The organism is Nonomuraea sp. NPDC049750 (genome assembly GCF_040659625.1).
Taxonomy (GTDB): Bacteria; Actinomycetota; Actinomycetes; order Streptosporangiales; family Streptosporangiaceae; genus Nonomuraea.
In genome coordinates this window covers 287,122-308,638 of sequence record NZ_JBFANB010000008.1, presented here as the reverse complement: position 1 = coordinate 308,638, position 21,517 = coordinate 287,122, and the positions used below count along the sequence as shown (strand labels likewise).

Annotated in this window: 18 protein-coding genes and 1 pseudogene; 7 read left to right on the top strand and 12 right to left on the bottom strand. The window is 70.6% G+C overall.

Translation table 11 applies throughout. The features are described from left to right. Nucleotides 1-5: 5 nt before the first annotated feature. Genes AB0J16_RS23505 through AB0J16_RS23495 form a run of 3 tightly spaced genes read right to left on the bottom strand, consistent with a single transcriptional unit; the run spans nt 6 to nt 2,731 of the window. On the bottom strand, nt 6-779 hold the full coding sequence (locus AB0J16_RS23505) for a citryl-CoA lyase (protein WP_358542901.1): 774 nt from the start codon (nt 777-779) through the stop codon (nt 6-8). Then, nucleotides 772-1,926: a CoA transferase gene (locus AB0J16_RS23500; RefSeq protein WP_358542899.1), complete on the bottom strand. Its 1,155-nt coding sequence runs from the start codon at nt 1,924-1,926 to the stop codon at nt 772-774. The genes AB0J16_RS23505 and AB0J16_RS23500 overlap by 8 nt, the downstream gene beginning before the upstream one ends. Before the next feature lie 31 nt (nt 1,927-1,957). Then, on the bottom strand, nt 1,958-2,731 hold the full coding sequence (locus AB0J16_RS23495) for an IclR family transcriptional regulator (RefSeq protein WP_358542897.1): 774 nt from the start codon (nt 2,729-2,731) through the stop codon (nt 1,958-1,960). A 185-nt stretch (nt 2,732-2,916) separates the two neighbouring features. On the opposite strand from AB0J16_RS23495, the gene AB0J16_RS23490 reads away from it, so the two are divergent. From AB0J16_RS23490 to AB0J16_RS23465, 6 genes are all read left to right on the top strand, one after another. Further along, nucleotides 2,917-4,365, top strand: coding sequence for an aldehyde dehydrogenase family protein (locus AB0J16_RS23490; protein ID WP_358542895.1), 1,449 nt, complete (start codon nt 2,917-2,919; stop codon nt 4,363-4,365). Further along, nucleotides 4,362-6,095, top strand: coding sequence for a thiamine pyrophosphate-binding protein (locus AB0J16_RS23485; protein WP_358542892.1), 1,734 nt, complete (start codon nt 4,362-4,364; stop codon nt 6,093-6,095). Before AB0J16_RS23490 ends, AB0J16_RS23485 begins: the two co-directional genes overlap by 4 nt. A 106-nt stretch (nt 6,096-6,201) precedes the next feature. Further along, a complete protein-coding gene (locus AB0J16_RS23480) occupies nt 6,202-7,347 on the top strand; it encodes an ABC transporter substrate-binding protein (protein ID WP_358542890.1) in 1,146 nt (381 codons plus the stop codon). Nucleotides 7,348-7,354: 7 nt separating this feature from the next. Next, nucleotides 7,355-8,224: a branched-chain amino acid ABC transporter permease gene (locus AB0J16_RS23475; protein WP_358542888.1), complete on the top strand. Its 870-nt coding sequence runs from the start codon at nt 7,355-7,357 to the stop codon at nt 8,222-8,224. After that, nucleotides 8,221-10,131, top strand: a complete 1,911-nt coding sequence (locus tag AB0J16_RS23470; protein WP_358542886.1) for a branched-chain amino acid ABC transporter ATP-binding protein/permease — start codon at nt 8,221-8,223, stop codon at nt 10,129-10,131. Before AB0J16_RS23475 ends, AB0J16_RS23470 begins: the two co-directional genes overlap by 4 nt. Then, a complete protein-coding gene (locus AB0J16_RS23465) occupies nt 10,128-10,829 on the top strand; it encodes an ABC transporter ATP-binding protein (RefSeq protein ID WP_358542884.1) in 702 nt (233 codons plus the stop codon). Before AB0J16_RS23470 ends, AB0J16_RS23465 begins: the two co-directional genes overlap by 4 nt. A 67-nt stretch (nt 10,830-10,896) precedes the next feature. Here AB0J16_RS23465 and AB0J16_RS23460 read toward each other — a convergent pair whose 3' ends face one another. The 5 genes from AB0J16_RS23460 to AB0J16_RS23440 form a co-directional block, all read right to left on the bottom strand. Further along, the gene (locus AB0J16_RS23460) at nt 10,897-11,106 is read right to left on the bottom strand and encodes a hypothetical protein (RefSeq protein ID WP_358542882.1); all 210 of its coding nucleotides are present in this window, start codon (nt 11,104-11,106) and stop codon (nt 10,897-10,899) included. Nucleotides 11,107-11,244: 138 nt separating this feature from the next. Beyond that, nucleotides 11,245-11,520: a hypothetical protein gene (locus tag AB0J16_RS23455; protein WP_358542880.1), complete on the bottom strand. Its 276-nt coding sequence runs from the start codon at nt 11,518-11,520 to the stop codon at nt 11,245-11,247. Between the two features lie 329 nt (nt 11,521-11,849). Continuing rightward, the gene (locus AB0J16_RS23450) at nt 11,850-12,515 is read right to left on the bottom strand and encodes a TetR/AcrR family transcriptional regulator (protein ID WP_357953133.1); all 666 of its coding nucleotides are present in this window, start codon (nt 12,513-12,515) and stop codon (nt 11,850-11,852) included. Further along, on the bottom strand, nt 12,481-14,526 hold the full coding sequence (locus AB0J16_RS23445; RefSeq protein ID WP_358542877.1) for a TIM barrel protein: 2,046 nt from the start codon (nt 14,524-14,526) through the stop codon (nt 12,481-12,483). The genes AB0J16_RS23450 and AB0J16_RS23445 overlap by 35 nt, the downstream gene beginning before the upstream one ends. 15 nt (nt 14,527-14,541) lie before the next feature. Next, nucleotides 14,542-15,396 carry a shikimate dehydrogenase gene (locus AB0J16_RS23440; RefSeq protein ID WP_358542874.1) on the bottom strand — a complete coding sequence of 285 codons (855 nt, stop codon included), beginning with the start codon at nt 15,394-15,396 and terminating at the stop codon, nt 14,542-14,544. A 147-nt stretch (nt 15,397-15,543) separates the two neighbouring features. On the opposite strand from AB0J16_RS23440, the gene AB0J16_RS23435 reads away from it, so the two are divergent. Further along, complete coding sequence (locus AB0J16_RS23435) at nt 15,544-18,564, top strand: Tn3 family transposase (protein ID WP_358542872.1); 3,021 nt, start codon at nt 15,544-15,546, stop codon at nt 18,562-18,564. Here AB0J16_RS23435 and AB0J16_RS23430 read toward each other — a convergent pair. The 4 genes and pseudogenes from AB0J16_RS23430 to AB0J16_RS23415 all read right to left on the bottom strand — a co-directional run. Next, nucleotides 18,530-19,027, bottom strand: a pseudogene (locus AB0J16_RS23430) (recombinase family protein); the annotation flags it as partial. The gene AB0J16_RS23435 and the pseudogene AB0J16_RS23430 sit on opposite strands and share 35 nt — an antisense overlap. Before the next feature lie 241 nt (nt 19,028-19,268). Further along, nucleotides 19,269-19,676, bottom strand: a complete 408-nt coding sequence (locus AB0J16_RS23425) for a RidA family protein (RefSeq protein WP_358448566.1) — start codon at nt 19,674-19,676, stop codon at nt 19,269-19,271. Between the two features lie 24 nt (nt 19,677-19,700). Beyond that, a complete protein-coding gene (locus tag AB0J16_RS23420) occupies nt 19,701-20,882 on the bottom strand; it encodes an MFS transporter (protein WP_358542870.1) in 1,182 nt (393 codons plus the stop codon). Nucleotides 20,883-20,928: 46 nt separating this feature from the next. Beyond that, on the bottom strand, nt 20,929-21,408 hold the full coding sequence (locus AB0J16_RS23415) for an Rrf2 family transcriptional regulator (protein ID WP_358448563.1): 480 nt from the start codon (nt 21,406-21,408) through the stop codon (nt 20,929-20,931). Nucleotides 21,409-21,517: the final 109 nt, after the last annotated feature.

The window sequence follows — 21,517 nt, the reverse complement described above, 5'->3', positions numbered from 1 at the left end:
TTCGCCTACCGACCCGCAGTCTGCGGACCCGGAGTCTGCGGACCGAGATACGTCGGCCGGATCGAGGGGGGCAGGGGGCCCTTGTTGCGCCGCCCCTGCCCCGACTCCTCCCAGGCGTGCGCCAGGATGCCGACGCTGCGGCCGAGCACGAACAGCCCCCTGGCCAGCGGCGCGGGGAAGCCGAGCTCGGCGTAGACGACGGCGGTCGCGCCGTCGATGTTCATCGGGACCGGGCTGATCAGCGCCTCGACCTCCTTGGCCACCCGCAGGTGGCCGCCCGGCACGACCCCGTCCGCCACGGCCCGCTCCACCAGGCCGAGCAGCGGGTCACGGCGCGGGTCGCGGGAGTGGAAGCGGTGCCCGAATCCGGGCAGGTATTTGTCACGGGCCCGCCAGCGGGCGACCGTGGCCGCGGTGTCGCCGCAGGCCAGCGCCTCCTCCAGCAGCTCCACGCACTGCTCCCCCGCCCCGCCGTGGACGTCGCCCAGCAGGTTGACGCCGGTGGCGACGGCGTTGTTCAGCCCGACGCCGCAGGTGATCGCCATCCGCGCGACGGCGATGGACGGCGCGTGCGGGCCGTGGTCGACCGAGGAGACGAGCGCGGCCTCCAGCAGCGCCGCCCGCCGCGGGTCGGGCAGGTCGCCGCGGAGCATGAGCCAGACCATCTCCGCGAACCCCACCCGGCCGATCAGCTCCTGGACCGGCCTGCCGCGTAGCTCGATGACGTCCGGTTCGATCCTGGAGACTGCGGTGCCCCACCAGTCGGCCGCCTCACTCATGGGCGTACTCCTCGTTGTGCGCGCCGAGCCGCGGTGGGGAGGCCGGGGGGCGCAGCGGTTCGTCGTCCACGAGCACGCCGTTGCCGGTCACGGTCAGGCGGCGGTCGGTCCCGTCGGGGAAGCTCAGCTCGGTGAGGAAGCCGCGATGGCGCAGCTGGTCGAGTGCCAGCGCCTGCGGGACGGTGAGGATGCGGGCCGCGGGCACGCCGTTGCCGGACAGCAGCTCCTCCCACTCCAGCGCTGTCCTGGCCCGCAGCGCGGCGTTGAGCTCGGCGTTCAGTGCCTTCCGGTGGGCCTTGCGCCCCTCGGGGAGGGCGAAGCGCGGGTCGGCCGGCAGCTCGGGGCGGCCGATCAGGCGGCAGAGCGTCTCGAACTGCGTCTGCTGGTTGGCCGCGACGTTGAGCGGCCCGTCGGCCGTCTCGAATGTGCCGGACGGCGCGGCGGTGGCGTTCTGGTCACCCATCGGCTCCGGCTCGACGCCGCTGACCAGGTAGTTGGACACAGTCCAGCCCATTGCCGAGATCGACGCCTCCAGCATGGACAGATCGAGGAAGCTACCGCGGCCGGTGCGGTGCCGTCCGGCGAGCGCGGCGCAGATCGCCATGGCGGCCATCAGCCCGCCGATCGTGTCGCAGACCGGGAAGCCGACGCGCATCGGCACGGTGTCGGGGGTGCCGGTGACGCTCATCATGCCCGACAGGCCCTGGATGATCTGGTCGTAGGCGGGGGCCCCGCTCATCGGGCCGCTCTGGCCGAAGCCGGAGATCGCGCAGTAGATCAGCCGCGGGTTGAGCTCACGCAGCCGGTCGCGGTCGTAGCCGAGCCTGGCCAGCACCCCGGCCCGGAAGTTCTCCAGCAGGACGTCGGCGCCGGTGACCATCGCCTCGAAGGCCACCCGCCCCGCCGGGCTCTTCAGGTCGAGCTCCACCGACTTCTTGCCCGCGTTCTGGGCCAGGAAGGAGGCGCCGATCCGGTCCCGGTTGAGCTCGTCGTCAGGGCCGAGGCGCCTGGCCAGGTCGCCGCTGCCGGGCAGCTCGACCTTGACGACCTCGGCGCCGAACAGCATCAGCTGGTAGCTGCAATAGGGTCCGGCGAGCACGCTGGTCAGATCGACGACCTTGACCCCGTCCAGTGGCAACTGCTGCATTCACGCTCTCCCATCGCTGAGGCTCCCCATGTCAAGTCAGTGGGTGGTCGAACCCGCGCTCCGACATCCGCCCCGCCACCTCGCTCAGGTCCGCGACGAACTCCGCCACGCGCTCGTCCGTGAAGCGCACGGTCGGTCCGCTGAGGGTGAGCGCCGCCACGATCGCTTTCGTGGCGCCGGTGACGGGCACGGCGACGGCCGACAGGCCGGGTTCGCGCTCGCCGTGGCTGACCGCGTGGCCGTCGCCGGCCGCCTGGTCGATCCACTGCCGCAGCGTCTCCAGGTGCGCCTCGCCGTACGGGGAGGAGCGGGCGATCCGCGACAGGAGGCGCGCCGGCGCGTCCCTGAGCAGGACCTTCGAGGAGGCGCCCGCCCACATGGGCAGCTCGTCGCCGACCCGCACCACGTGGCGCAGCGGCTGCGGGCTCTCCTGCTGGGCGATGCAGATCCGGTGAACGTCCCTGGCGACGTAGAGGTTGACGGTCTCCCGCTGCCGGGCCGCCAGGTCGCGCATGAGCTTGACGGTCTCCGGCGGCAGCTCCCACGCGCTACGGGCCAGGTGCGCCCACCGCCACAGGGCGGGCCCTGCGGTGTAGCCCTTGGGCGCGGCCCACAGCAGGCCCATGTGCTCAAGAGTCTGCAGCAGGCGCAGCGCCGTCGTCTTCGCCAGGCCGGTCTCGTCGACGACCTCGCGGATCGTCAGGATCCGCCGATCCTCGCCGAGCAGGGACAGGATGTCGAACGCTCGCTGAACGCTGCGCACGCCACCGGCCTCGCCGGATTCTGCCGGGAAGTTCGCGGGCACGGGTCCTCACTTGTCGGTCGAAGGTGAACTCCTGCTCACCCTCTCATGCGGTCCGTACGCTAACACTCGGTCCATTATACGGTCCAGACGTTCCACTACGCGGTTCCTCTTGCGCGGACTGGGATGTGCTCATACTTTGAGCAAGTCCACAGTGCGGTTCTGATGCACCACCTAGTGGAGTAGAGATGGATGCGATCTACCAAGCGGGCTGCCTGGTCGCCGGGACGTGGCTGACCGACGGCCCGGCTGCCGAGCGGACCGGCCCCTATCTGCGCCGGCCGGTCAGCCGGGCCCGTACGGCGACCCCCGACGACATCACGCGGGCCCTGGCCTACGCCGGGCCGGCCGCCGGGGCGGTGGCGCGGCTGGCCCCGGCGACCAGGGCCGCGATCCTGGAGCGCGCCGCGGCCGAGGTCACGGCCCGCGGCGAGGAGCTGGCCCGGCTGCTGGCCGTCGAGCTCGGCAAGCCGGTCAAGGACGGGCGCGGCGAGGTGCTGCGGGTGGCCGACACGCTGTCGGTCTCGGCGGCCGAGGCCAGGGCGCTGGGCGGGGAGGTGCTGCCGGTGGCCGGCTGGGCGCGCGGCGTGGGCAACACCGCGCTGACCTGCCGCGCCCCCGCCGGTCCCGTGCTGGCGATCACCCCGTTCAACGCCCCGGCGAACCTGCTGGCGCACAAGCTCGGGGCCTCCTTCGCCGCGGGCAACACCACGATCGTCAAACCGCCGCCGCAGGCGCCCGCGGTCTCGACGGAGCTGGTGCGGATCCTGCTCGACGCCGGGATGCCGGTCGAGGCCGTACAGGTGCTGCACGGCGGAGCCGACGTGGGCGCGCGGCTGTGCGCCGCGCCCGAGATCGCCGTGGTCAGCTTCACCGGCGGCGTGAGCGCCGGCGCCGCCGTCGCGCGCGCCGCCGGGCCCAAGCGGGTGCTGCTGGAGCTCGGCGGCAACGCCGCCACGATCGTGTGCGAGGACGCCGACGTGGCCGAGGCGGCGCGGGTCTGCGCGCGCACCGGCTACAGCAACTCGGGCCAGAGCTGCATCTCGGTGCAGCGGGTATACGTCCAGCGCGGCAGGTTCGAGGAGTTCGTGGCCGCGCTGACCGCCGAGGTGAAGTCCCTGGTCGTGGGCGACCCGCTGGACCCGGCGACCGACGTCGGCTCGATGGTGGACGAGGACGCCGCCGAGCGGGTGGTCCGCTGGGCCGGCGAGGCGGCCGGCCAGGGCGCCGCGATCACGACCGGCGGCGCCCGGTCGGGGGCGGTCATGGAGCCGACCGTGGTCGCCGCGCCGCCCGCCGATGCCCGGCTGGTGCGCGAGGAGGTGTTCGGCGCGCTCGTCGCCGTGCTGCCCTACAACGGCTTCGACGAGGTCATCGAGGCGTGCAACAGCAGCCGGTACGGCTTACAGGCCGGTCTGTTCACGCATGACGTGCGGCGGATCGTCCAAGCCTGGCGGGAGCTGGAGGTCGGCGGGCTGGTGGTCAACGGGTCGTCGAACTTCCGCCTCGACCACGTCCCCTTCGGCGGCGTCAAGGACTCCGGCATCGGCCGCGAGTCGCCGCGCTGGATGATCGAGGACTTCACCGTGACCAAGACCCTCCTGCTGCGGGGCCTGAGCATCTGGGGAGAACAGTGACCACCCGCCCTGAGACCGCCACCTCCGCGCACGCGCTTGTCAGGCAGTTGGAGGACCTCGGCGTCACGCACGTCTTCGGCACCTGCGGCCACACCAACATCGCCGTGCTGGACGCGCTCGCCGACAGCCGGATCCGGTTCGTCATCGCCCGGCACGAGCAGGCCGCCGCGCACGCCGCCGACGGCTACGCCCGCGTGTCGGGCAAACCCGGCGTGCTGCTCGTCCACGTCGGCCCCGGCCTGACCAACGCCACCACCGGCGTGCTGACCGCGGCGCTCGACTCGGTGCCGATGGTGGTGATCTCCGGCGACGTCCCCTCCTACTACCACGGGCGGCACCCGCACCAGGAGATCAACCTGCACGCCGACGCCGACCAGGCGGCCGTCTTCAGGCCGTTCGTCAAGCGGGCGTGGAACGTGCACCGCGCCCAGGACCTCGGCCGGGCCGTGGAGCGCGCCTTCTGGACGGCGACGACGGGCCGGCCGGGCGCGGTGCTGGTCAACGTGCCCATGGACGTCTTCTCCAGGCCCGCCGAACCGTACCCGGCCATCAGCGGCGCCGAGCCGCCCGGTCTGCCGGCGGACGTCGCCGAGCGGATCGCGGCCGCGCTCGCCGGGGCCGAGCGGCCGTTGATCTACGCGGGCGGCGGCCTGCGCGAGGCCGCCGACGCGCTGCTCCGCCTGGCCGAGCAGTTCGACATCCCCATCGCCCACTCGCTGATGGCCAAGGGGACCGCGCCCGACGCGCACCCCCTGGTCCTCGGCATGACCGGGTTCTGGGGGCTGGAGCTCACCAACGACTACGCCCGGGAGGCCGACGTGGTGCTGGCGCTGGGCACCCGCTTCGCCGAGACCGACTCGAGCTCCTGGGACCCGCGCTTCACCTGGACGCTCGGTGACAAGGGCAGGCTGCTCCAGATCGACCTCGACCCGGCCGAGATCGGCCGCAACTACCCGGCGGAGATCGGCGCGGTCGCCGATGCCGCTCTGGCGATCAGGGCCATCGCCGCGGCGGCCGTGGCACACCCGGGGGTAAGCCGTCCCGCGCTGCGGGAGCGGATCCGCGCGGCCAGGTCGGAGCTGTTCGGCGCGAGCAGGGAACGCGGGAGCAGCGACGACTTCCCCCTGCGGCCCGAGCGCATCCTGGCCGACCTGCGCGACTCGGTCCCGCCGGACACGATCCTGGTCACCGACGTCGGCTGGAACAAGAACGGCGTGGCGCAGTGCTACGAACTGCCGCCCGAGGGCCGGTTCATCACCCCCGGCGGCGCGTCCACCATGGGCTTCGGCCCCGCCGCCGCCGTCGGCGCACAGCTCGCCGAGCCGGACAGAACCGTCGTCGCGCTGATCGGCGACGGCGGCATGGGCGCCCAGCTCCCCGCCGTGCCACTGGCCGTCGAGCTGGGCGCACCGGTGATCTTCGTGGTGATGAACAACCGGTCGCACGGCACGATCTCCGACCTGCAGTCCGCCCACTTCGGCCGCAGCCACGGCTGCGACTTCACCGATCCCGCCGGACGGCCCTACAGCCCGGACTTCGCCGCCCTGGCGCGGGCCTGCGGCGCCGATGGGCACACGGTCGCCGCGCCCGGCGATCTCCGTACGGCACTGCGCAAGGCGGTGGCGGACCGGCGGCCCGCAGTGATCGACGTGCCCATGGTCAACGAGCCGGTCCCGGCCCCCGGCCACTGGAACATCAAGGACATCTACCAGGGCGTCTTCCCCGCCTGAAACCGTTGCGCGTTCGATATTTCCTCTGGTCACACCCGGCCGTATAACTAACGTACTAGTTCGTGCATTACACGGCCATGTCGAACTCCCCCAAACGAGGTGAACCGTGTTTCCCGCGAGATTCCCCATCGCCGCCGTATCGCTCATCGTCACCCTGACCGCCTGCTCCGCCCCCGGACAGCAGTCCGGCAAGCAGGCCGACGCCACCGGACCCATCAAGGTCGCCAACATCAACGCCCAGAGCGGCCAGCTCAGCTCGCTCGGCAAATGGGAGAACAAGGGCGTCAAGCTGGCCGTCGACGAGGCCAACAAGGCCGGCGGCGTCAACGGGCGGCAGATCCAGCTCGACCTGTTCGACGACCAGGGCGACCCCACGGTCGGCACGAACCTGGCCAGGAAGATCGCCGGTGAGGGCTACGTCGCCATGCTGGGCACCGCCGAGAGCGCCGTCACCCTGGCCATGGCGCCCATCCTCAAGGACGCCGGGATCCCCAACATCACCTCGGGACAGTCGCCCAAGCTCGCCGCGCTCAAGAGCCCGTTCCTGTTCCTCAACGCGCCGACCAGCGTGACCTACGACGAGACCTTGGCGAAGTACCTGGTCGACGGCAAGGGCTACAAGAAGATCGCGCTGATCAGCAACAACGGCACGTACGGCGCGGGCGAGCACGACGCGTTCCTGGCCGCGCTCAAGAGCAGGAACGTCACCCCCATCGCCGACGAGGCCGTCACCCCCGACCAGAAGGACTTCAGCGCCTCCCTCACCGCCATCCGGCAGAAGAACCCCGACGTACTGTTCGTCGGCGCCGAGGAGGTCGAGTCCGGGCTGATCGCCAAACAGGCCCGCGAGCTGGGGCTGAAGGCGGTCCTGGCGGGCGGCGCCCCCATGGGCACCGACGTGTACGTGACCACCGCGGGAGCGGACAACGCCGAGGGCTCGGTCATCAGCTCGCCCTACCTCAGCAACGACGCGAGCCAGGCGAGCAAGACCTTCTCGGCCGCCTACCAGGCCGCCTTCGGCGAGGCCGCCGAACTGCACGGTGCCAAGGCCTATGACGGAGCCAAGATCCTCATCGAGGCGCTCAAGCAGACCAAGGGCGCCGGCGGCCGGCCGCTCGCCGACGCGATCCGCGCGGTCAAGCACGACGGCCTGCTCGGCGACTTCGCCTACGACGATTCCGGGGTGGGCATCCACGCGACCCAGATCGGCCTCATCAAGGCCGGGAAGATCGTCGCCGAGTCGGCCGGCTAGGAGCACCGTGCAGGTCTTTCTGCAGACCCTCATCGGCGGCGTCACGTTCGGCGCGGTGTACGCGCTGGTCGCCATGGGCTTCTCGATCGTCTACCGCACCATGGGCCTGGTGAACTTCGCCCACGGCAACGTGGTGATGATCGGCGCCTACGCCGCGTCCAACCTGTACATGTTCGCCAAGCTGCCCTTCCCCGTCGCGGTCGCGGTGGCCATCGCCGTGACCGCGCTGATCGGCCTGGTCATCGAGCGGGTGCTGCGCCCGCTGGAGAACAAGGACTTCGACCTCATGCTGATCGGCACGATCGGCTTCGGTACCGTGCTGGAAGCCGGGGCGATCCGGGTGTTCGGCGCGACCGGCCATGCCGTTCCGTCGCCGGTGGCGACCGCGCCGCTGGACGTCGCCGGGATCAAGATCCCGACCTACAGCCTGCTGGTCATCGCCGTGGCGGCGGCGGCCACGGTCCTGCTGGGGCTGTTCCTGCAGCGCACCAAGCGCGGCGCGGCCATGCAGGCGGTCGCGATGGACCACGAGGCGGCCACCGCCGTCGGCATCCACGTCGGCCGCAGCAACGCCGTGGCCTTCGCCATCGGCGCGGGCCTGGCGGCGCTGGCCGGCGGCCTCATCGGGCCGATGCTCTACGTCAACCCCACGATGGGCGGCTCGCTGGGCATCAAGGGCTTCGCCGCCGCGATCTTCGGCGGCTTCGGCAGCATGCGGGGCGCGATCGCCGGCGGCATGGCGTTCGGGCTGCTCGACTCCTTCGCGGCCGGCCATTTCCAGGAGTACTCCGAGCTGGTGACGTTCCTGGTCTTCGCCGCCATCGTGATGGTCCGCCCCACCGGCATCTTCGGAGAGACGACGGTGAACCGAGCGTGAAACGGCTGATCCCTCTCATCGCCGCCGCCGTGGCGGCCTGGCTGCTGCCGTACGGGCTGGGCGGCTACGCGATCCACGTCGTCGACGTGGCGATCATCTTCGCGGTCCTCGGCATCGGGCTCGGGCTGGCCATGGGCGTGGCCGGGCAGATCAACCTGGCGCAGATCGCCTTCTTCGGCGTCGGCGCCTACGCCGTCGCCATCCTCACCACCCGGGCCGGGCTCGGCTTCTGGACCGCCGCCGCGCTGGCCCTGCTGGCCGCCGTCCTCGTCGGGCTGCTGGTGGGCCTGCCCGCGCTGCGGATGCAGTCGCACTATCTGGGCATCGTCACGCTCGGGCTGGCGCTGGCCTTCGTCAACTGGATCACCAACGCGACCATCGCCGGGCGGGCCGAGGGCATCAGCGACATCCCGGTGCCACCGCTGTTCGGGGTGGACCTGTCCAGTGAGTACCTCTTCTACTACGTCGAACTGGTGGTGTTCGCGCTCGCGCTGGCGTTCGCGCTGTTCGTGACCCACTCGCCGCTCGGCCGCCGGCTGCGCGCCATGCGCGACGACGACCTGGCCGCCGGCGCGCTCGGCGCGGAGATCCCGCTGCTGCGCATGACCGCCTTCGTGCTGTCCGGCCTGTACGGCGGGATCGCCGGGGTGCTGTACGCCGGGCTCATCCGCTTCGTGGCGCCGGAGACGTTCAGCATCGCCAACATGTTCCTCCTGCTGGCCATGGTGATCATCGGCGGGCGGCGGAGCATCCTCGGCTGCGTCGTCGGGGCGGTGGCGCTGTCGCTGGTCCGGGAGGCGCTGCTGGACGTGTCGGCCTACGCCCAGCTCGGGTACGGCAGCGTGGTCGTCCTCGTGGTGGTCTTCGCCCCCACCGGGCTGGCCGGACTGCCCGCCCGGCTCCGGCGCCGCCGGGCCGCCGGGGCGAGAGCCGCACTGGGCGCCTTCCAGCCGTACGACCGCGCGGATGGCTTGGGGGACGGCCGGGCGGACGAGCAGGCGCACGAACGGACCGATGACCGAGTAGGCGCGGACGCGGGCTCGGGCGCGGATCTGCTGGAGGTCGACGGGGTGACCATGCGGTTCAAGGGGCTGACCGCGCTCGACCAGGTGTCGCTCACGATCACGGCCGGCGAGATCCGCGGCGTCGTGGGGCCCAACGGGTCGGGCAAGACGACGCTGTTCAACGTCGTGAGCGGCTTCTACACGCCGACCTCCGGCCGGGTCCTCTTCCGGGAGCGGGAGGTCACCGGCGCGGCTCCGTACCGGCTGTCGCAGCTGGGGGTGGCCCGCACGTTCCAGAACCTGCGGCTGTTCGGCGACCTCACCGTCCGGGAGAACATCCTGGTCGGCCTGGATCGCACGCGGACGCGCTGGGTCTGGCGATACCTCGTGCTGCCCTGGAGCGTGCTCGGGTTCGAGCGGGCGCTGCGGGTGCGGGCCGATGAGCTGATCGACCGGTTCGGGCTGCGGGACTTCGCCGACGCGGCGCCGCGCGCCCTGCCGTATGGGATCCAGCGGCGGATCGAGATGGCCCGCGCGATGGCGATGACGCCCGCGCTGCTGCTGCTCGACGAGCCGGCGGCCGGGCTCAACGGCGAGGAGGTACGGCAGCTCGCCGAGATCGTCCGCTCGATCCGGGACTCCGGCGTGACGGTCGTGGTGATCGAGCACAACATGGGCCTGGTCATGTCGCTGTGCGACCGGGTCACCGTACTGTCCGGCGGAAAGGTCATCGCCGACGGCGCGCCCGCGGACGTCGCCGTCCAGCCGGACGTGGTCGCGGCCTACCTGGGCGACTCGATGTCCGCGCCGTCCCGGACCGCCGCCGAGTCCGCCGCCGGCTCCGATGCCGAGTCCGCCGCCGAGTCTGATGCCGGGTCCGCTGCCGAGGAGGCCACCAGATGAGCACGCTGATCGTCGAAGGACTGTCGGTGCACTACGGCGGGGTGCGGGCCGCCCGCGACGTGAGCTTCACGGTGGAGCCGGGTCAGTCGCTGGGCATCATCGGCGCCAACGGGGCTGGCAAGACCTCCACGCTCAAGGCCGTCATGGGCCTGGCGCCCCGGCAGGCCAGGCGCATCGCCTTCGGCGCGCACGACCTGCTGCGGGCGCCCGCGCACACCCTGGTCCGCCACGGCATCGGGTATGTCCCCGAGGGGCGGCACGTGTTCCCGGGGCTCTCCGTGGAGAAGAACCTGCTGCTGGGCGCATACACCGGCAACTGGAAGCGGACGCCGATCGGTGAGGTCTACGACCTGTTCCCGGTGCTCGGCGAGATGCGGCACCGCCTGGCCGGGGCGCTGTCCGGGGGTCAGCAGCAGATGCTGGCGATCGGCCGCGCGCTCATGTGCCGACCCCGGGTGATGCTGCTCGACGAGCCGTCTATGGGACTGTCGCCGATCCTGGTCGAGGAGATCGTGACCGGGCTGAAGAGGCTGAACGCCGACGGGCTGAGCATCCTGCTGGTCGAGCAGAACGCCAAGCTCACCTTCGATGTCACCTCCGCCTGCCTGGTCATGGAGAACGGGGAGATCGCGGCCACCGGCACCTCGGCCGCCCTACGGGTCGATCCCCAGGTCCGACGCATCTACCTCGGCCTGTGAGCCATGCGGGTGCTCCCGCGGATGATCGCGCAGGTTCCTCCGCCTGGGCTCACGGCGACCCGGCCGCTCAGTCGAGCTCGGCGCGCTGCAGAAACGTACCGGACGGCGCCGAACCCGCGAGCCGTACCGGCGTGGTCGTGTGCAGGTGCATGAGCACCACATGGCCGACCGCGTCGGCGCGCACGCCCAACTCGGCCGTCGTCTCCGCGGGTGCGGCCAGGTAGTCGAGACCGTCGATTCGGGCGGCGCGGGCGCGGCTGATGCCGGTGTCGACCATGACGGTGTGCCGGTCGCAGACGGCCAGCCACGTGTAGTACGCCGTCGGGTGCTGCCCACCCGCCCAAACGTCGTGGCCGTGGAAGTGCTCACCGCGCAGGGCGCCGCGCCGCGCGTACTCAATGGCGTAGAGGCGGAACTAACCGCCACCCTCGCTGCGTCCGCCACTCACGTCGCCCTCGCTGTGGCGGGCTTGACGCCGATCCGGTAATGGGGATTCGGTACGTCTCTCGCGGAGTGCCACAGCGGCAACGTTGATCAGGCACAGCACCGCGGTGAGTTGTGAGACGCCCAGCCAGTTGTCCGGGCCCGTATCGGCCACCGCCGAGGCGAGCGTGGATGCGAGCCCGGCGATGGCGAATCCGAGCTGTGTGCCGATCGCCATCCCGGACACCCGTACCCAGGTGCTGAACATCTCCCCTTGACGTGCTCCTCGTCCTGAAGAGGTGAGGATTCCCGCGCTGCTTACGCAGCAGCCCATGCCGCGTAAGCGTGATTGAGACATCGCAAGCAGTTCCGATCGCCGCGCGCTCACACCCCAGAGGGCTCTCACACGCGGACCTCAACCATCTCGCCTGAAGACGGGAGCTCCAGCCCGGGCGAGAATAGCTCTATGAATAACTCACTGGTTCGTACATTATAGGGCAAACAAACCCTCTCCCAAGCTGCCGGGATCAGGTGCGGCCGTCCGGCCGCAGGTGGGCGGCCCTACACGGGGCGCTGGCGCTACACGGGTGGGCGGCACTAAGCGGGGGCGCCGGCGCCCCGGAGGTAGGCGACGGTCAGCTCGCCGACCATCGTGCGCAGCCGGGCGCGGTGCTCCGGCGCGGTCATGTCGCGGCCGAACAACGCCCCGAACGTGTGCTGGTTGGCGACCCGGAAGAAGCAGAACGCGCTGATCATCATGTGCACGTCTATGGCATCGGCCTCGGTGACGAAGTCGCCGGACTCCTGCCCCGCGTCGAGGATGCGGGAGATGATGTCGAGCACGGGCGCGCCCAGATTGGCCAGCACCTCGGACTTGCGGATGTGCTCGGCCTCGTGGATGTTCTCGATGCCGACCAGTTTGATGAAGTCACGGTGCGCGTCGTGGTGGTCGAACGTCAGCTCCGCCAGCGTGCGGATGGCCTCCACCGGCGCCAGGTGCGCCACGTCGACGGTCCGCTCGGCGGCCCGCACCTCGGTGTACGCCTTCTCCAGGACCGCGATGTAGAGCTGCTCCTTGCCGCCGAAATAGTAGTAGATCATGCGCTTGGTGGTGCGCGTCCGCTCGGCGATCTCGTCCACCCTGGCGCCGGCGTACCCGTGCCGCGCGAACTCCCGCTGCGCGACCTGAAGGATCTCCGCCTTGGTCCGGTCGGCGTCACGCTGACGTTCACCGGCGGCGCGAGCGAGTGGCTGCGAGGTCATGGGGCTCCACGGTCGGGCCGACGGGGGTCGCGTTCATCCTAGATGACGGCTCTCCTTGCGAGGCGTGTCCTTCCCGGGCGTGCTGGGCGGCCAGGCGGACGGGCGCGTTGGCGGCGCCGTACCCCTGATAGCCGCCGACGCGCTGGACGAGCTCGAAGAACACCCGCCCGGCCGTGATCGTGTACAGGTGGAGGAACTCCCCCTGCTCGTCCCTGTCGTACAGCAGGCCGAGCTCCCGCAGCTCGGGTGGCACGTCGTAGCGGGCGGCGAGGTCGTCGTAGTAGTTGGCGGGGACGGCGAGCAGCAGGTCGGGGTGTAGGGCGCGCAGCCTGCGGGCGGTGGCCACGATGTCGTCGCAGGCCAGGGCGATGTGCTGCCAGGGGATGTGCTGGGCGCCGACCTGGTTGATGTTGAGCACCATCCGTACGGCGCCGTCCGCCGTGGACATCGCCTTGCTGCGCAGCAGGCCGTAGGGGTCGGGGACCTCCAGGCTCTCCTGGGGGCGCAGGCCGAGGACGGTGCGGTAGAACAGTGCGGCCTCGTCGAAGTGGTGCCTGGGCTGGGTGAGCGCCACGTGGTCGATGTGGGTGATGCCTCCGGCCGCCGGTTCACCCTCCGCGCGGGGCTCGAAGTCGTCGGTCCAGCTGGAATGGTCGGGGTGTCCGGTGCGGCAGAAGAAGAGCTCGGTCCCGTCCGGTGCGGCGATCGCGTCCAGCCTGGCGTCCCGAGGGGCGCGGTGGCGGGGCAGGACCGGTGACAGCAGCGACTCGGCGCGCCGCACGGAACCAGCGGGGTCCGGGCTCTCCAGCCCGATCGCCGCGAGCGCGGGTCCGTCGCCGGTGGCGTTGAGCAGGATCCGGGCCTCTCCCTGTTCCCAGAGTTCGACCGGCTTGTGGGCATGTGTTCCGGTGCGGACGAACCCGAGAGCCGCCAGCAGCCCGCCCACCTCGTACGCATGACCGGACTGCCCACGCGACTCCCCCGGTCCGGCCAGCTCGCCGGACGCCCCAGACAGCTCGCCGGATCCCCCATACAGGGCGGCGGATCCCCCATACAGGTCGGCGGGAGGGACAGACAACTCGGCGAACGCGAAGCCGGACGGGATGACCGGAGGCGGGACTAGCGGAGACGGGACGACCGGAGCCAGGCTGACGGGAGCTGGGCTGACCGTGGACGGGATCGGCGGGGTCACGCCGCGTCGCAGGGCCGTGGCCTCCTCCAGGGCGATGAGCGACCGCATGGCGTCCAGGGCCGTCCGGCCGGCGTCGGCCTGCCGGAAGCCGTCGTTGAACACCTCCAGCGACAGCGGCCCGGCGTACCCGGCGTCCAGCACATGACACACCAGTCCGGCCAGGTCGAAAGTGCCCTGGCCGGGGAAGCACCGGTAGTGCCTGCTCCACTGCAGCACGTCCATCGCCAGCAGCGGCGCGTCGGCCAGCTGCAGGAAGAACACCCGGTCGCCCGGGATCGCCTCGATGCCGATCGGGTCGGAGCCGCGCGACAGGATGTGGAAGCTGTCGAGGCAGGCGCCGAGATTCGAGTGGCCGGCCATGCGTACGATCCGCCAGGCGTGCAGATATTCGTTGACGTGCCGGCCCCAGGCCAGCGCCTCGTAGGCGATCCTGATGCCGTGTCCGGCGGCGCGTTCGGCGAGCAGGCGCAGCTGCTCGGCGGCCAGCTCGTCGTCGTCGGCCGCGTCGGGCGACACGCTGGAGCAGACCAGCAGCGTGGTGGCGCCGAGGCGTTCCATCAGCTCGAACTTGCGCTCGGCCCGGCGCAGGTTGCGGGCCAGTACGTCGCCGGGCACCGCCTCGAAGTCGCGGAACGGCTGGTACAGGTCGATACCGAGACCCAGATCCGCGGCCCTGGCGCGCACCTCCTCCGGGCTCAGCGGGGAGACGAGGAGGTCGTTCTCGAAGATCTCCACGCCGTCGAAGCCCGCGGCGGAGATGGCGGCCAGCTTCTCCGCCAGCGTCCCGCTGACCGAGACGGTGGCGATGGACTTGCGCATGAGGGGACCTCCCGGTCAGGCGTCGATCAGGTCGGTGAGGTGTGTGAGCATCCGTTCGGCGTCGGGCTCGCGGCCCGTGAACAGGCGGAAAGCGTGCGCGGCCTGGAAGACCACCATGCCGCCGCCGTGCATGGTCCGGCAGCCGAGCGCCCTGGCCCTGCGCAGCAGCTCGGTCTCCAGGGGCCGGTAGACGATGTCGGCCACCCACAGCTCCGGCCGCAGCAGTTCAGCGGGGAGCGGCAGCCCGGGGTGCTGCGCCATCCCGGTGGGGGTCGCGTGCACCAGCCCGTCCGCCGTCGCGAGCAGCCCGCCCAGCTCGGCCTGGGCCGCGGTGCGGATCCGGTCCGGCCCGAACCGGCCGGCCAGGTCGGCGGCGAGCGAGGCCGCCCGGCTTTCGGCGGCGTCGACCAGTACGACCTGATCGGCGCCGAGTGTCAGCAGGGCGTGCGCCACCGCGGCCCCCGCCCCGCCCGCGCCCAGCTGCACCACCCGCCGGGTCGGCGCGTCGGGCAGCCCCCGGGCGAACGACTCCGCGAACCCGGCCCAGTCGGTGTTGTGCCCCACGGCCCGCCGCCCCTCGAACACGACGGTGTTGACCGCGCCGAGCATCGCCGCGTCCGGAGACAGCTCGTCCAGGAAAGGGATCACGGTCTGCTTGCACGGGTGGGTGATGTTGAGGCCGTCGTACCCGAGCCGCCGCGCCGTACGGACCAGCTCACCCACGGCGTCGGCCCCCAGCCCCAGCTCGCCGATGTCGAGCAGCCGGTAGACATAGCGCACGCCGTGCGCGTCGGCTTCGCGCTCGTGCAGCGCGGGGCTGAACGACGGGCCGATCCCGGCGCCGATCAGGCCGATCAGATAGGAGCTCATCCGCTCTCACTCTCCTCCAGTTCCATCAAATGTACGAACTAGTACGTTCGTACGCTAGGCCGGAAGGAGGGGTGCCGGTAAGAAGCTTGTCGTGAGCCCCAAACGGCGTTGATCTTGTTGTGACGTGCCTGGTCAATGCTGGCGGCCATGGAACACCCCCCGATACACATCGACGAGCTGGTCGAGTACTGGACGATCCTGGACGAAGAGCGCAGCCTCATCGCCGGAAAGCGCGACGCTACTCGACTTGGCTTCGCGATCTTGCTGAAGTTCTATACGCAGCATGGCCGGTTCCCGCGTGGTCGCTCGGAGCTGCCGGACGACGTGGTCGAGCACGTGGCCAAGCAGGTCCAGGTGCCTGCGTCGGAGTTCGGCTTCTATGAGTGGTCCGGCTCCACGATTGAGTACCACCGCAGCCAGATTCGTACGCATCTGGGCTTTCGTACCTGCACCACGGCGGATGCGACGAAGCTGGCGGTGTGGCTGGCCGAGCACGTTGCGCACGCCGAGCGGCGGCCCGAGCGGGTCCGGGAGGAACTGCTCAAGCATCTACGCGAGGAGCGGATCGAACCGCCGACGCCGGGTCGGATCTCCCGGATCGTGGCTTCGGCCCTGCACAACGCCGAAGTGACCTGGTCGATGCGGATCACCTCCCGGCTGAGTCCCGAGAGCACGCAGCGCATCGGCGCGCTGGTCGGCCTGGACGATGTCAGCCGCGCGGTGACCGAAGCGGCCGGCGCTGACCAGGAGCCCACAGGCGAGACGCCCGAGGACGACGACTTCGATGTGCTGGCGTTCATCAAGTCCGCGCCGGGCAACGTGAGCCTGGAGTCGATGATGACCGAGATCCGCAAACTGGCGGCGGTGCGCGCGATCGTGCTGCCGCCCGGGTTGTTCGCCGATGTGGCGCCGAAGGTGATGGCGTCCTGGCGTGCCCGGGCGGCGGTGGAGGCGTCCTCGCACATGCGCACGCACCGGCGCGAGCTGACCGTCTTGCTGCTGGCGGCGCTGATCCACGAGCGGGAGCGGGAAATCACCGACACGCTGGTGGAACTGCTGATCGCCACCGTGCATCGGATCAAGGCGCGGGCCGACAGCAAGGTGACCAAGGAGCTGATCAACGCGTTCAAGCGGGTGACCGGGAAGGAGAACATCCTGTTCAAGGTCGCCGACGCCGCGCTCGGCCAGCCTGACGATCCGGTTCGCGCGGTCATCTTCCCGGCCGTCAGCGGCGGCGAGCAGACGCTGCGGGAGCTGGTGCATGAGTTCAAGACCAAGGGCCCGGCCTACCAGACCACGGTGCAGACCACGTTGCGCGCCTCCTACACCAACCACTACCGGCGTGGCCTGATCGCGCTGCTGGACACCCTGGAGTTCAAGAGCAACAACACCGCCTTCCAGCCGGTGATCGAGGCAATGAAGTTGATCCGCCGCTACGCCAAGGCCGGTAACACCACCTACTACCCGCGCGGCGAGGTGGCGCCCGAGCACCGCGGCACCGCTGGTGAGTGGGAGGACCTGGTGTTCAAGAACGACAAGCGCGGGCGTCGGTGGGTGGTGCGGATGGTGTATGAGATCGTCACCTTCCAGGCGCTGCGCGACGCGCTGCGGTGCAAAGAGATCTGGGTGGTCGGCGCCCACTCCTTCCGCGACCCGGAGGAGGACCTGCCCAAGGATTTCGCCGCCCGCCGCGTGGAGAACTACGCCGAGCTGCGCAAACCGCTGGACCCCCGGGAGTTCATCGCCGAGTTGAAGGCCGAGATGCGCGCCGAGCTGGAGGCGCTTGACACCGCGCTGCCGAAGCTGGACTGGGTGGCTATTTCCGAGCGTAAGTCCGGGGCGATCAAGCTGACGAAGATCGGCCCGGCGGAGGAGCCGCGGAACCTGCGCAAGATCAAGAAGGAGGTGAGCCGGCGGTGGGGGTCGGTTCCGCTGATCGACATGCTCAAGGAGGCGGTGCTGCGCACCGGCTGCCTGAAGGCCGTCACCTCGGTGGCGGGCGGTTCCAGCCTCAAGCCTGAGGTTCTGGCGGAACGGCTGATGCTGGCGATCTTCGGGTACGGCACCAACACCGGGATCCGGGCGGTCGCCTCCGGTGGCCACGCTCACAGCGAGGACGACATCCGCTACGTGCGGCGCCGCTATCTGACCCCGCAGATCGCCACCGATATCGCGATCGCCATCGCTGACGCCACCTTCAGCGCCCGGGAGGTGGAGCTGTGGGGCGAGGGGACGACCACCGTCGCCTCCGACTCCACGCACGTGCGCGCCTACGACCAGAACATTTTCACCGAGTGGCACTCGCGCTACGGCGGCCGCGGCATCCTCATCTACTGGCACATCGAGCGCGGGTCCATGGTGGTGCACTCCCAGACCTTGCGCGCCTCGGCCTCGGAGGTGCACGCGATGATCGAGGGCGCGGTCCGGCATGGCACCACGATGAAGGTCGAGGGCAACTATGTGGACTCCCATGGCCAGACGGAGATCGGGTTCGGCGTGACCCGGCTGCTGGGCTTCGACCTGCTGCCACGCATCAAGCAGATCAACAAGGTCAAGCTGTACCGCGTCGAGAGCGGCGAGAGCGAGCTGTACCCGCGGCTGACGCCGGCGATGACCCGGCCGATCAAGTGGGAGCTGATCGAGCAGAACTACGACCAGATGATCAAATATGCGACCGCGATCAAGCAGGGCACCGCCTCCACCGAGGCGATCTTGCGCCGGTTCACCGAGTCCGCCTCCCACCCGACCTACCAGGCCATGCTGGAGGTTGGCCGCGCGCAGAAGACCATCTTCGTCGCCCGTTACCTGCGCCTGCGGGAACTCCAGCGCGAGATCCAGGAAGGGCTCAACGTGGTGGAGGCCTCCAACGGAGCAAATTCGGTCATCTTCTACGGCAAGGGCGGCGACATCGCCACCAACCGGCGCGAGGAACTGGAGATGAGCGTGCTGTGTCTCCGGATCTTGCAAGCGGCCCTGGTCTACGTCAACACCCTCATGCTGCAAGACGTTTTCGCTGATCAGGAGTGGTTGGATCTGCTCGCGCCGGCCGATCGACGGGGGTTGACCCCGTTGTTCTGGCAGCACGTGCTGCCGTACGGGGAGGTGCGGCTGGATGTGGGCAAGCGGCTGGTGCTCAGCGGCGGCGGCAGCGCTGTGGACGGGGTGTGATGGCACGGCTCGGCGAGGCCGGGTCAGCCTCTAGGCCCTCCGCTCGCCGGGTAGCCCCGGTGCATTGCTGCACCGGGGCTACCCGGCGAGCAGGACGCCAATACGTCGCCTCCGAGGGGCTGCGTCGGGAGATCCACGAGGGCCTGCAGGTCGTGGAGAACTGGAACTCCGCGAGCCGGGTACCGGTCAGCGCGGGAGGCCGGCCTCGGTAGCGGCCTTCAGCTTCCGCCGCAGCGATCCCCTCGGCGGTCAGCTCGTTCTGCAGATCGCACTGGAACTGCCCGACGGCGGTGATGACGTTGATGAGCAGCGCGGTCATCGCGTCGTTGGCTGCGAGGTCGTGGAAGTTGGACAGGGGACCGGACATGACCCGCAGCACCACGCCGCGGCCTGACAACCAGTCGCGGACGGCGTGGATGTCGACCACGTCGCGGCAGAGCCGGAACAGCTCCAACACCGTGAGGGTGTCGCCGGGCGGCGGCCACCGTGGTGAACGCTGGCCGCTCCAGCGCGGGAATCTTGGAGGTGATCGCTGGGATCTTCGAACAGCAGCACCCCCTCGGCCGGGTGGAAACTAGGGCGGCTCCGCGCAGACGGTGCTGCCGATTGCGACGTGCTGCCGCACGCACCGCGGTGCCGATGTGAGGCCGTGGGTGCTCGCGCCGCCCCGGGGATCCCCGGGGCGGCGCGGCGGGTTCATCGTGTCAGGGCTGGAGGGGCGGGGCGACCGCGATGGCGTCGATCTCGAAGAGCATCCCGGGGAGGGCGAGCGCGGCCACGCCAGTGAGGGTCTGCGCGGGCGGGTGGGAACCCCAGATGCGGCCGATGTGCTCCAGGAGCACGGCCAGTTTGTCCGCGTCGTGATCGACAATGTGGGTGCGGATCTGGACGACGTCGGCGAAACCGAGGTCTATGGCGGCCAGGGCGGTGCCCAGGTTGGTCAGGGACCGTTCGACCTGCTCGCCGAAGTCGGGAGAGGTGAGGTGCCCCTGCTCGTCGGAGGCGTACTGGCCGGCGATGAACACCAGACCTCCCGGTGCGCGGACGACGTGGCTGTAGCCGAAGGCGACCGGGTCGTGCAGTTCGGAGGGGTTGACGATACTGTGCGTCATGGTGATACCTCTCTTTTCGGGTGCTCAGAGGGACTTGCGGGACGTGGCGACGGTCGCGGCGGCGACCAGCGCGAGGGAACCGGCGACCCACAGGACGCCGGTGGCGGCGAGGCCGTCGACCGTGGCGCCGCCGACGAGGGCGCCCAAGGCGATGGACAGGTTGAAAGCGGCGACGAACAGGGACGAGGCGGCCTCACCCGCGCCAGGGGCCGCCTTCATCATCCAGGTCTGCAGACTCACCGACACCCCGCCGTAGACCAGCCCCCAGGCCACCAGCAGCGCGGACGCGGTCACGGGATCGGTGCCGAGCAGGGCGAACAGCGCCGTCACGGCCGCGAGGCCGGCGCAGATCGCCAGGAGGGTGCCGCGCAGGTGCGCCGCCACCCGCGAGCCGGCCGCGAAGTTGCCCACGAGGCCCGCGATGCCGTACGCCATCAGCAGGCCGCCGATGAGGGCGTCGTCCACCCCGGCCGCCTCGCGCAGCACCGGACGGACGAAGGTGTACGCGGCGAAGTGCCCGGTGATCAGCAGGAACGTGACGAGCACGCCGATCCGCACGCCGGTGTTGCGCCGCAGCAGCCCCGGCAGCTCCCGGAAGGAGAGCGCGCCCTGGGACGGCAGCGGCGGCACGAGGAGGAGCAGGGCGGCCAGCGCGACGAGCCCGAGGATCCCGACCACGGCGAACGCGGTGCGCCACCCGCCGAGGTCGCCGATCAGCGTTCCGGCCGGGACACCGGCGACGGAGGCGGTGGAGACCCCGCCGAACACGATCGCTGTGGCCCGGGGGACGTGCTGGGCGGGCACCAGACGTACCGCAAGACCGCCCGCGATGGCCCAGAAGCCGCCGACGCTCACGCCGATGGCCAGGCGCGCCGCCAGCAGGACCGCGAAGTGCGGTGCCGCGGCGCAGACCAGGTTGGCGGCCGCCATGAGGCCGACCAGTGCCGCCAGCAGGACCCGCCGATCCACCCTGGCGGCGACAACGGTGACGACCGGGGCCGACGCGGCGGCGACCAGGCCGGGCACGGTCAGCATCAGCCCTGCCACCCCGTCGGAGACTGAGAGGTCCGAACCGATCGGTGTGAGCAGGCCGACGGGCAGCAGTTCGGACGTCATCAGCGCGAAGATGCCGAGCGCCACCGCCAGGACCGCCGGCCACGTCCGGTCGAGCGACCGCGATTTATGCCTAACCTGACTAGGAAACATCCAGAATTTCTCCTGTGAAAAGCCCTCTCCGGGGAGAGGGCGGTCTTCAGGTGCGCGTGTTGGTCAACCCGTGGCGGGTCTGCCCGGGAACGGCGGGGAAGCGTTCCTCCACCGTCGATTTGAGATCGGCGAGGGTCCGCCCGGCCAACTCCCGCCGCCAGTTCAGCTCCGCCTGGCGCATGGTCTGGGAGATCACGCAGGTCTTCCGGTAATCGATCCCGGGTACGCCCCCAGGGCCTCGCCGGAGGATCTCGGCGCACTCGAACGCCTCCCGCGTGCCCTCGATCGCCGCCACCACATCCAGCACCGTGATCTTTCCGGGGTCGCGCGCCAGCCGAAAGCCGCCCCGCGGCCCGGACGTGGAGGCGAGGATCCCCGCCCGCACCAGCGCCTGCAACTGCTTGTTGAGGTAGGCGGGCGGCAGTTCGTAGAAGGCGGCCAGCGTCGAGGTGGGCACCGCGCGATCCTCCTCCACCCATGCCAGGTTCAGGCACGTGTGCAGCGCCCATTCCACACCCTCACTCATCCGCATATCCTGGATCATACATGTCCAGAATTAAACTTGCACTCGCGACCATGCGCCTCTCACCTTGGGTGAGCAACTAACCAACGTGGCACCAGCCGCCAAATAGGCC